At 62.0% G+C, this 9,315-nt stretch carries 14 protein-coding genes; 8 read left to right on the top strand and 6 right to left on the bottom strand.

From position 1 onward, the window contains the following. The first annotated feature begins 13 nt into the window (after window positions 1-13). From ASD99_RS20825 to ASD99_RS20815, 3 genes are read left to right on the top strand one after another with little or no spacing between them, the layout of a single operon-like run. Window positions 14-220: a hypothetical protein gene (locus ASD99_RS20825; protein ID WP_056591295.1), complete on the top strand. Its 207-nt coding sequence runs from the start codon at window positions 14-16 to the stop codon at window positions 218-220. Between the two features lie 5 nt (window positions 221-225). Next, entirely contained in the window at window positions 226-417 is a 192-nt protein-coding gene (locus tag ASD99_RS20820; RefSeq protein WP_057144729.1) for a hypothetical protein, read from the top strand. Window positions 418-469: 52 nt separating this feature from the next. Further along, window positions 470-691 carry a DUF6500 family protein gene (locus tag ASD99_RS20815; protein WP_057144728.1) on the top strand — a complete coding sequence of 74 codons (222 nt, stop codon included), beginning with the start codon at window positions 470-472 and terminating at the stop codon, window positions 689-691. Between the two features lie 50 nt (window positions 692-741). Here the strand turns inward: ASD99_RS20815 and ASD99_RS20810 are convergent, their stop codons facing one another. Together ASD99_RS20810 and ASD99_RS20805 are read right to left on the bottom strand one after the other, a co-directional pair. Then, the gene (locus tag ASD99_RS20810; protein WP_057144727.1) at window positions 742-1,008 is read right to left on the bottom strand and encodes a DUF1488 domain-containing protein; all 267 of its coding nucleotides are present in this window, start codon (window positions 1,006-1,008) and stop codon (window positions 742-744) included. Then, a complete protein-coding gene (locus tag ASD99_RS20805) occupies window positions 1,005-1,259 on the bottom strand; it encodes a hypothetical protein (protein ID WP_057144726.1) in 255 nt (84 codons plus the stop codon). Before ASD99_RS20805 ends, ASD99_RS20810 begins: the two co-directional genes overlap by 4 nt. A gap of 249 nt (window positions 1,260-1,508) precedes the next feature. On the opposite strand from ASD99_RS20805, the gene ASD99_RS20800 reads away from it, so the two are divergent. The 5 genes from ASD99_RS20800 to ASD99_RS20785 all read left to right on the top strand — a co-directional run bounded on the left by ASD99_RS20800 (window position 1,509) and on the right by ASD99_RS20785 (window position 5,156). Further along, window positions 1,509-1,838 carry a co-chaperone GroES gene (locus tag ASD99_RS20800; protein WP_056591324.1) on the top strand — a complete coding sequence of 110 codons (330 nt, stop codon included), beginning with the start codon at window positions 1,509-1,511 and terminating at the stop codon, window positions 1,836-1,838. Between the two features lie 100 nt (window positions 1,839-1,938). Beyond that, window positions 1,939-3,570 carry a chaperonin GroEL gene (gene groL / locus ASD99_RS20795; protein WP_056591328.1) on the top strand — a complete coding sequence of 544 codons (1,632 nt, stop codon included), beginning with the start codon at window positions 1,939-1,941 and terminating at the stop codon, window positions 3,568-3,570. A gap of 141 nt (window positions 3,571-3,711) precedes the next feature. After that, on the top strand, window positions 3,712-3,870 hold the full coding sequence (locus ASD99_RS34135; RefSeq protein ID WP_164482308.1) for a hypothetical protein: 159 nt from the start codon (window positions 3,712-3,714) through the stop codon (window positions 3,868-3,870). A gap of 291 nt (window positions 3,871-4,161) precedes the next feature. Beyond that, window positions 4,162-4,476 (top strand): GYD domain-containing protein, encoded by a 315-nt coding sequence (locus ASD99_RS20790; protein ID WP_056591331.1) that lies wholly within the window; start codon window positions 4,162-4,164, stop codon window positions 4,474-4,476. Between the two features lie 182 nt (window positions 4,477-4,658). After that, window positions 4,659-5,156, top strand: coding sequence for a GAF domain-containing protein (locus ASD99_RS20785; protein ID WP_056591334.1), 498 nt, complete (start codon window positions 4,659-4,661; stop codon window positions 5,154-5,156). Window positions 5,157-5,221: 65 nt separating this feature from the next. Here the strand turns inward: ASD99_RS20785 and ASD99_RS20780 are convergent, their stop codons facing one another. The 4 genes from ASD99_RS20780 to ASD99_RS20765 all read right to left on the bottom strand — a co-directional run bounded on the left by ASD99_RS20780 (window position 5,222) and on the right by ASD99_RS20765 (window position 9,170). Further along, window positions 5,222-6,277 carry a YeiH family protein gene (locus tag ASD99_RS20780; RefSeq protein ID WP_056591337.1) on the bottom strand — a complete coding sequence of 352 codons (1,056 nt, stop codon included), beginning with the start codon at window positions 6,275-6,277 and terminating at the stop codon, window positions 5,222-5,224. A gap of 236 nt (window positions 6,278-6,513) precedes the next feature. Continuing rightward, a complete protein-coding gene (locus ASD99_RS20775; RefSeq protein ID WP_056591340.1) occupies window positions 6,514-6,900 on the bottom strand; it encodes an ester cyclase in 387 nt (128 codons plus the stop codon). Window positions 6,901-7,058: 158 nt separating this feature from the next. Beyond that, window positions 7,059-8,048 (bottom strand): carbon-nitrogen hydrolase family protein, encoded by a 990-nt coding sequence (locus ASD99_RS20770; RefSeq protein ID WP_057144917.1) that lies wholly within the window; start codon window positions 8,046-8,048, stop codon window positions 7,059-7,061. Between the two features lie 222 nt (window positions 8,049-8,270). After that, window positions 8,271-9,170 carry a LysR family transcriptional regulator gene (locus ASD99_RS20765; protein ID WP_056591347.1) on the bottom strand — a complete coding sequence of 300 codons (900 nt, stop codon included), beginning with the start codon at window positions 9,168-9,170 and terminating at the stop codon, window positions 8,271-8,273. Window positions 9,171-9,315: the final 145 nt, after the last annotated feature.

The following is a 9,315-nucleotide window of genomic DNA, read 5'->3' as shown; positions in this document are numbered from 1 at the left end:
CGAGGTTATTTTCGTGCGTGAACCGTCGCTGCTGCCTGTCTTTGGAAAACTTGGCCTCAAGGCGCCTGTCGCCTTGGTGGCGACGCCGGTCTCGTCGGCAGGTGTCGTGTCGCGCCTGCGGGAGCTTCTGGCCGCGCATGGCGGCATGGTGCTGAAACTGTCGGTCATCGCCTGGACGGTGCTGATCCTGGGCGCCGTGTTCTTCATGATGCAGGGCTGACCGACATGGCCAGCCGCTACACGCTGCGCATGGAGCTTCCCCAGAGCTGGAGCATCATCGATGTCTTCACCGGCCAGCCTGCCGTGGTCCGGCAAAAGGTGATGGTCGGGATGGGCCCGCGTGAGGCCGAGGAGATGGTCGTGCAGATGAATGTCCGTGACGTCAAACGCCGCGAGCGGGCCGAGCGCAAGGCCTGATCCGTATCGGCCGCCGGCGGAAGCCTGCCGCACCGCAAATCAAGGGATTCCCGTGAGAGCCAGTCTGACGCAGAAGATACTGGAAGTCTGCGACCGCAAGATTTCCGAAAAAGGGTCCGGCGTCGGCGTGTCGTTCTATGCGTTTTTCGCCAACAGGAACGACGACCCCGAACTCCTGATGGAAGCCGCCGAATGGTGGATCAGAACGCACCGCCTCGACCATTTTGAAAAGGCTGCCAAGATACGCGCGATGGTCGAGGAGATGGATCTTTAATCTTCGTTTCCATGCATGTCATTGTCTTTGAGCGACATGCATCGGGCTGATCAGCCAAAATCGGCTGCCGTCAGCACATACATGCTCTTGTGGGTGCGGTCGTAGGCCTTTGCCGCCACCTCGCGGATGGCGCTGCTCTCGGTGTCGAATGTCTGGAGGTAACCGGCTTCATCGGCAGCAGTTCCCGGCCGCATCTTGGCCATGGCCTCGGCAGCGACGGAGAAGGAGATCTGGAACATGCCGTCATGGCCTACGAAACGGATGCGCTTGCCGGCTTCGTCATAGCTGCGGCTGCGGTTGGGGAAGGTGAGGCTCATGTCTTGACCTCCGTCGTGGCGGCCTTCTTGGTCGCCCGCTTCTTCTTCGGCGTCGGGTTCAGGGCTTCGGCCACGCGGTCGGCCTCTTCCTTGGCCAGCCGCAGCTCCCTCAGCCTTGCGGTCTTGATCTCCCGTGCCCTTGCCTCCGACATGTATTCGGCGGTTGCCTTGTTTTTCTCCGCTGTCTTCTTCTGCTTGTCGAAAAAACGGGCTTCAGCTTTTTCCATGATCGTCTGATTGCCTTCGGCCATCGAAGAAATCTCCCTTGTATCTGAAATCGTGAAAGTGAACTTGTCCGATAAATAGGCACTCGATCGGCAAAATTCAATCTTTTGAATTATTTGACAATCTGCGGATAGCACGAAACGGCTGGCCGAAATAATACTTTTGAATATTTAATCTGGCCCGCGAATAATTTTTGGCACTCCTATCTATCGAGTGCCAACGCGTCTATATAGGAGGGGCGTGGCCGCCTGTGCCGGCCCCAGAAAGAAGTTCCCATGAAATTTCGGCCACTCCACGACCGCGTCGTCATTCGTCGCGCTGAAGGCGATATCAAATCAAAGGGCGGCATCATCATTCCCGACAATGCCAAGGAAAAACCGCAGGAAGGCGAAGTCATCGCCGTCGGACCGGGTGCACGCGACGAAAACGGCGCGCTTGTCCCACTCGACGTCAAGGCCGGCGACTTCATCCTGTTCGGCAAATGGTCGGGCACCGAGGTCAAGATCGACGGCGAGGACCTTCTGATCATGAAGGAAGCCGACATCATGGGCATTATCGACAAGACGGGCGTCGAGAAGACCGTGCCTGCCAAGAAGGCCGCCTGATTGGAGCGCCGCGCGTCCTTCCGGATGCGCAAGGGACACTCCGGGCTTTGATCATGGAGGGCAGGGCTCTGCCTTCCTCAACCGAACTGGATAAAAAATCATGTCTGCCAAGGAAATCAAATTCTCCACCGATGCGCGCGACCGCATGCTGCGCGGCGTCGAGATCCTCACCAATGCGGTGAAGGTCACGCTCGGTCCCAAGGGCCGCAACGTCATCATCGACAAGGCGTACGGCGCGCCGCGCATCACCAAGGACGGCGTCACCGTCGCCAAGGAAATCGAGCTTGCCGACAAGTTCGAGAACATGGGCGCGCAGATGGTGCGCGAAGTGGCCTCCAAGACCAATGACCTCGCCGGTGACGGCACCACCACCGCAACCGTGCTGGCCGCCTCGATCCTGCGCGAAGGCGCCAAGCTGGTCGCCGCCGGCATGAACCCGATGGACCTCAAGCGCGGTATCGACCAGGCGGTTTCCGCCGTGGTCAAGGAGATCCAGGCGCGCGCCAAGAAGGTCAAGTCGTCGGCCGAGATCGCACAGGTCGGCACCATCGCCGCCAATGGCGATGCCAGCGTCGGCGAGATGATCGCCAAGGCGATGGACAAGGTCGGCAATGACGGCGTCATCACCGTCGAGGAAGCCAAGACCGCCGAGACCGAGCTCGACGTCGTCGAAGGCATGCAGTTCGACCGCGGCTATCTCTCACCTTATTTCGTAACCAATGCCGACAAGATGCGCGTCGAGCTGGAAGAGCCCTACATCCTCATCCACGAGAAGAAGCTCGGCAACCTGCAGGCGATGCTGCCGATCCTCGAAGCGGTGGTGCAGAGCGGCAGGCCGCTGCTGATCATCTCCGAGGACGTCGAAGGCGAGGCCCTGGCGACGCTGGTCGTCAACAAGCTGCGCGGCGGCCTCAAGGTCGCGGCCGTCAAGGCGCCGGGCTTCGGCGATCGCCGCAAGGCGATGCTGGAAGACATCGCCGTGCTGACATCAGGCCAGATGATCTCCGAGGACCTCGGCATCAAGCTTGAAAACGTCACCATCGAGATGCTCGGCCGCGCCAAGCGCGTGCTGATCGAGAAGGATACCACCACCATCATCGACGGCGCCGGCACCAAGGCGACGATCCAGGCGCGCGTCGCCCAGATCAAGGGCCAGATCGAGGAGACGACGTCCGACTACGACAAGGAAAAGCTGCAGGAGCGGCTGGCCAAGCTCTCCGGCGGCGTTGCCGTCATCCGCGTCGGCGGCGTCACCGAGTCGGAAGTCAAGGAAAAGAAGGACCGCATCGACGACGCGCTGAACGCAACCCGCGCCGCGGTTGAAGAAGGCATCGTGCCCGGCGGCGGCGTAGCGCTGCTGCGTGCAAGGACCGTGCTTGGCGGCCTGACCGGCGCCAATGCCGATGTCACGGCCGGCATTACGATCGTGCTGCGGGCGCTCGAAGCGCCGATCCGCCAGATCGCCGAGAATTCCGGCGTCGAAGGCTCGATCGTCGTCGGCAAGCTCACCGACAGCAAGGACCACAATCAGGGCTTCGACGCCCAGAACGAGACCTATGTCGACATGATCAAGGCGGGCATCGTCGACCCGGCGAAAGTGGTGCGCACCGCACTGCAGGATGCCGGCTCGATCGCAGCGCTTCTGATCACCGCCGAAGCGATGATCACCGACATCCCGGCCAAGGATGCCGCGCCTTCGGGTGGCGGCGGTGGCGGCATGGGCGGCTACTAAGATTCAGCCGGCCTGCGAAGGTGGCTTTCATGGAAGCCACCTTTCAGGCCTGACCTGAATCTTCGACGCCGGTTCCAAGAGCCGGGACTACCGCCGGGGGATTTTCTCCCGGCGCAGGCCTCTAGCCCAGGAGACGGATCCATGATCACGTTCGTGCGGAAGCCAGAGACTGTCGTCACGACCGAAAAAACCGAGGAAAGCCGCTTCGACCGCATCCGCAGGATTGCCGCAGACAAGCACAAGAAATCCGACTCCGACACGGCGACGCCAGCAAAGAGCGAACCCAAACGCCCGATGTGAGGCTGCGGCTCGTTCGCCGCTACTTTCCGCTCAACCTCAGCACCACATCACGCGTCAGCGGCGCGAGCTCGATCGCGCGGGCCGAGCATGGTCCAGCCAGACACCTTCCTGTCGGCGGTATCGGCATGTCGGTATTGTCATTATATTAGCTTCAGCGCATATTTATCCGGCAGTGGGCCCTTGGTCGCCAACGCGTCCAAGGGCGCCTGCAATTGTTCCGAAAAACAAATCGCTCCGTGCCGCTCGAATTATGGAGCAGCCATGAGTCAATGACATTTGGAGGAAATACCCATGAAAGTGACTATCTTGGCAAACTATGCGCCTCATGCCGCCAAAGGATTGCTGCAAGGCTCGGACAGGCAAGCCGCGGTCAAGGCGCTTTTTGAAAGCGTTGGCGGCAAGGTGACCAGCGTGATGTTCACGCGCGGCATCTATGACGTCGTCGTCAATGGCGAGGTGCCAGACCAGTCAGCGGGGATTGGCATGTCCCTTGCGGTGCGAGCGAGCGGCTCGTTGACCGACTTGGTTGTCCTGGAAGAACTCGACATGAAGGCAGTGCTCGCCGCTGCCAACAAGGCTGCTGGCGCATACAAACCCGCCGGCTGATGGACTTGCTTTCTCGGTCAAGGCAGCACGGTTCGATGGATGTGCAGTGCTGCCGAGTGTAGGACAGCGCATCTTCTTCCGACTTTCCCGGCGACCGGAATTCACGCTAGTATCGTCCGGTGGTCGTTTGGTGCAGAGAGCTTGCGAAAGGCAACCGCGATTCTGAGTACGGAGACAAGTTCATGTTTGCAGCCAAGGCCATCGACACGTCAGACAAGGCCGCGTTCTACCGCGACCTCGCCACCCAGCTGAAGGCGCTGCTGGAGGGCGAGCGCGATTCGATCGCCAACGCCGCCAACACCGCGGCACTCATCTTCCAGATGGTGCCGGACCTCAACTGGGCCGGCTTCTATTTCCTGCAATCGGACGAGGAAATGGTGCTCGGACCGTTCCAGGGCAAGCCGGCCTGCGTGCGCATCGCCGTCGGCAAGGGCGTGTGCGGAACCGCGGTCGAGCTCGGCACCTCGATGCTGATCAAGGACGTGCATGATTTTCCCGGCCACATCGCCTGCGATGCCGATTCGCGTTCGGAGCTGGTGGTGCTGCTTGAGGACGATGACGGTGTCTTCGGCGTGCTCGATCTCGACAGCCCGCTGCCAGGCCGCTTCGACACGGCCGACCAGGCGGGCATCGAGGCGCTGGCGGCGATCTATGCCGCGGCGAGTTCGTTCGAGGATTAGGGCATAGTGATATTCAGGTGAGGCCGGCCTGACCTGAATCTCAACATGCCCTGGCCCGGGCTAGATTAGGCGAATTTCACCAGCATCAGGCTGAAGCAGCCGATGAACAGGAAGGCCGAGAAAGCGAGCGCCAGCGGGCGCAGGCCGCGTGAACGCAGCTGCGAAATGTCTGCCTGCAGGCCCATCGCGGCCAGCCCCATGGTCAGCATGATGGTGGTGGCGAGAGTCATTGCCGATTTCACCTCGGCCGGAATCGTGACCAGGCTGTTCAGCGCCACGACAGCGACGAAGGCGGCGACGAACCACGGCATGGGCGGCCGCGCCGCCGAATGATCGCCGCTCTTGCGGCGCACCATCAGGCCGAGCGCGACGACCATCGGCGCCAGCATGGCGACGCGGGTCAGCTTGGCGACGGTGGCGATCTCGCCGGACTGGGTGCCGTTCTGGAAGCCGGCGCCGATGACTTGCGCCACCTCATGGATCGAGGCGCCGGCCCACAGGCCGAAAGCGTGCTGGTCGAGGCCGAGCATCGGCGCCATGAGCGGGAAGCCGAGCATGGCAATCGTGCCGAACAAGGTGATCGAGGCGACGGCGTAGGTGACGTCCTCGTCGCGCGCATCGGTGACGATGTTGGTGGCGACGATGGCCGAGGCGCCGCAGATCGAGGTGCCGGCGGCGATCAGCTGCGCCAGCTTGGCGTCGACGCCGATCAGCCGGCCGAGCGTGATGGTGAAGAGGAAGGTGGCGCCGAGCGTGGCCGCGACGATGCAGACACCGCCGGCGCCGATGGAGACGACCTGGCCGATTGTCAGCTGCAAGCCGAGCAGCACGATGGCGAAGCGCAAGAGCCGGCGCTGCGAAAACGTGATGCCGGCCTTGGCATGGGCTGGCGTGCCGAGCACGTTGGAGTAGATCATGCCGGCGACGACCGCTGTTATCATCGGGCTGAACAAAGCGAAGCCGGAGACGTTGCGGGCCGAGAAGGCGACGGCAGTGATCATCGCGACAAGGACGATGCCGGGCACGATGCCATTCAAATTGAGGGATTTTCGTCCTTGTACCAGATCGGCAGGAAACGCGCTTTTCGGAATATCGTTCGCGAAGTGGGAAACAGAAGACAATGCAATACTCCAGCCGTGTACGCTGGGAGAATGTCATTCCTATACCGATCTTTCCAACGAATTATTCTCGTTAGAACGATCGATTTTTACGAACGATTGCCACCTTCCCATCGGACGACATCGCCGCCGCGATGGTGAAATCGTTGATGACGGCGTCCTTCTCCCCGTTCTACGGGGAGAAGATGGCGGCAGCCAGATGAGGGGCAGCGCAGACTTTGCCTTCTGGCCGACCTGCATCAAAGCTGCGCTTCGATGGCCGCCTTGTCGATCACCGACCAGACATGCCTGATCCTGCCGTCGAGAAATTCATAGAAGACGTTCTCGCTGAAGGCGACTCTCCTGCCGTTGACCGGCAGGCCGAGGAAGGTTCCGATCGGCGTGCAGTTGAATTGGAGCCGGCTGGCTATGAAGGGCGTATCTGACATCAGCAGCCGGATGTCGAAATAGAGGTCCGGTATCTCGGAAAAATCCCGCTCCAGCATCTTGCGATACCCGGCGAGTCCGATCCGGTCGCCATTGTAATGCACCTCGTCGTGGACGAACCGGTGGAGGTTCTGCCAATCCTGGGCGTTGAGGCAAGCGATGTAGCCGCGATAGGTGTCGGCGAGGTCGGTGTCGGTCACGGCTATTGCTCCGGTGCTGGTGCCAGGTCTCGAACCTGCGGTTCGCGCAAACAGGAAGATAGAATGATCAAGGATTCAATCCAGATGGATTGCGCTCTGTCGGCAGCAAAGCACCGGGGCGGCCGGCAGTCGCCAGCCGCCTCCGGGTCACGCTTGTCCTAGAACATGCCGCGGTCGTTGCTGCGCTGGTCGTCCTCCACCATATGCGGTTGGTAGATTCCCGTCCGCGCCGTTCGCCGCCAGGGCCGGGCCGGGTCTCCCGGATTGTTGTCGATATCGGCGACGGCAATCGCGGGGGTTCCATCGGCTGGGCATTGCGCCGCCCAGCGGCCACCGGGGGCAACAATTCCCGAAGGCGCGGTCAGGCTGTGTTGCGCGGGGACGGAGAAACTGGCCCAGTAATTGTTGCTGGCCGCGTGTCCCTGCATCTCGACGGCGAAAACCGGGCCGTCGACGTGAGAGTTTGTCGAGAACAAGACACAGTCGACATCGCGCCTCTCATAGTCGATGAAAATCTCGGGAAAGTGCGCTTCCATGCCGAGCGTACAGCCGAAGCGGAGCCCGTCGACCTCGAACGTCACCGGGATCGAACCCGGCGTGTACATGAAGGAGATCTTGGTGTTCGACAGCATGCGCTCGTCATAGCGCGTCACCAGCTCGCCACGATCGGAGACATGGAGGCTGCTGTGCGGCCGGCGCGGCTGGCTGAGTTGATGCACCGAGCCGAAGACCGTCCATAGTCCAAGCTCGCGCGCAAGCGCCGTCGTCGCCTCCAGTTCCTCGCGCAGGACCGCCCATTCGAACCAGTCCCAATCGGCCGGCCCAATATTTTCGCGACCGCCGGCCGACATGATGCGCTTGTTGGGAGAGCAGGTCGCGCCTTCGGGAAAGTGCAACAGTCTGGCGCCCGCCTGCCGCGCCTCTCGCATCAGGCGCCGCATCTCCAGCCCGCTGTCGCGCAGTTTGCCGATGTCGCGAGGGTCGTCATGGACGGTGCTTTGCGCTACGGCCAATCGCACCGATCTCGTTTCGGGCGCCAGATCGTCCGGCGCGCTGCGGTGAAAATGCCTGAGAGCAGCCGTATAGGATTCGCCCGTCCTGGCAGCGCGAGCCCGCACACGACGTTTGAAATTTGTATTTTGCGTCATTGTCATGGCCTTTCACGTCCCGGATGGCGTTCCCCAGCAACCACATCCGAAACGGTCGGACCAAGACAGTGGCCTGAGACTGGAAAGCCCCTTTGCCTCCGTTAGAAGACCGTGCTGGGGACGGTCCCTGGAGGTTCGGCGCAGGCCACGCCGTCGAGAATGATGCCGATGCTGTCCTGCTTCGTCAACCAGGCAGGCAACGATCCTGACCGGTCGAAGGGTTCACATCTTATCCCGGTAGCGCAAGGCGTCGACCAGCAGTGAGAAGGCTGGCGTCGCCTGCCGGCGGCTGGGGTAATAGAGGTGGTAGCCGGGGAAGGGCGGGCACCAGTCGGCAAGCACCCGCACCAGTTCGCCACCGGCAAGCCGCGTGCGTGCCTGGTCCTCGGGCAGATAGGCGAGTCCCAATCCGGCGACCACGGCATTCATGCGCAACGCGGCTGTGTTGAACACCAACTGGCCCTCGACCCGCACCTTCAGATCGCGCCCGGCCTTTTCGAACTCCCAGGCATAGAGCCCGCCATAGGTCGGCAGCCGCAGATTGATGCAATTGTGGTCGGTCAGGTCCTGCGGCACGCGCGGCTTCGGCCGCGTGGCGAAATAAGCCGGCGACCCGACCACCGCCATGCGCATATCGGGGCCGATGCGCACCGCGATCATGTCGCGCGCCACCTGTTCTCCCAGCCGCACGCCGGCGTCGAAGCGCTCGGCGACGATGTCGGTCAGGCTGTAGTCGATGATGATCTCGACCTTGATGTCGGGATAGTCAGGCAGGAATCTCGCTAGGGCAGGCCACAGGATCGCGTCGGCGGCGTGCTCGCCGGCGGTGATGCGGATGGTGCCAGCGGGCTTTTCCCGCAACGCGCTGAGCGCGGCGAGCTCAGTCTCGATCTCGTCGAGCCTCGGCCCGACGGTGCGCAGCAACCGTTCGCCCGCTTCGGTCGGCGAGACACTGCGCGTGGTGCGCGTCAGAAGCCTCACGCCCAGCCGTTCCTCGAGCGCCCGCACCGTGTGGCTGAGCGCCGATTGGGAAACGCCGAGCTTCGCCGCCGCCCTGGTGAAGCTTTCCTCGCGCGCGACGGCGAGAAAGGCGGTCAGCTCGTTCAGATTGTCTCGCGGCATTCATGAGCCCTTCTCATAAGTACATGCCAGATATAGCAGCTAATCATGGGCAATCGCAGGCCCTAAATTGGCGTCATCACAATTGGGCCCCAGACTTGGCGGCCCTGAGGTCCGGTCGCAGTGTGCTGCCCGGCGCAGACGAAGG

The sequence above is a fragment of the Mesorhizobium sp. Root695 genome, assembly GCF_001428185.1.
Classification (GTDB): Bacteria; Pseudomonadota; Alphaproteobacteria; order Rhizobiales; family Rhizobiaceae; genus Mesorhizobium.
This window is presented reverse-complemented; position numbering and strand designations above follow the sequence as displayed.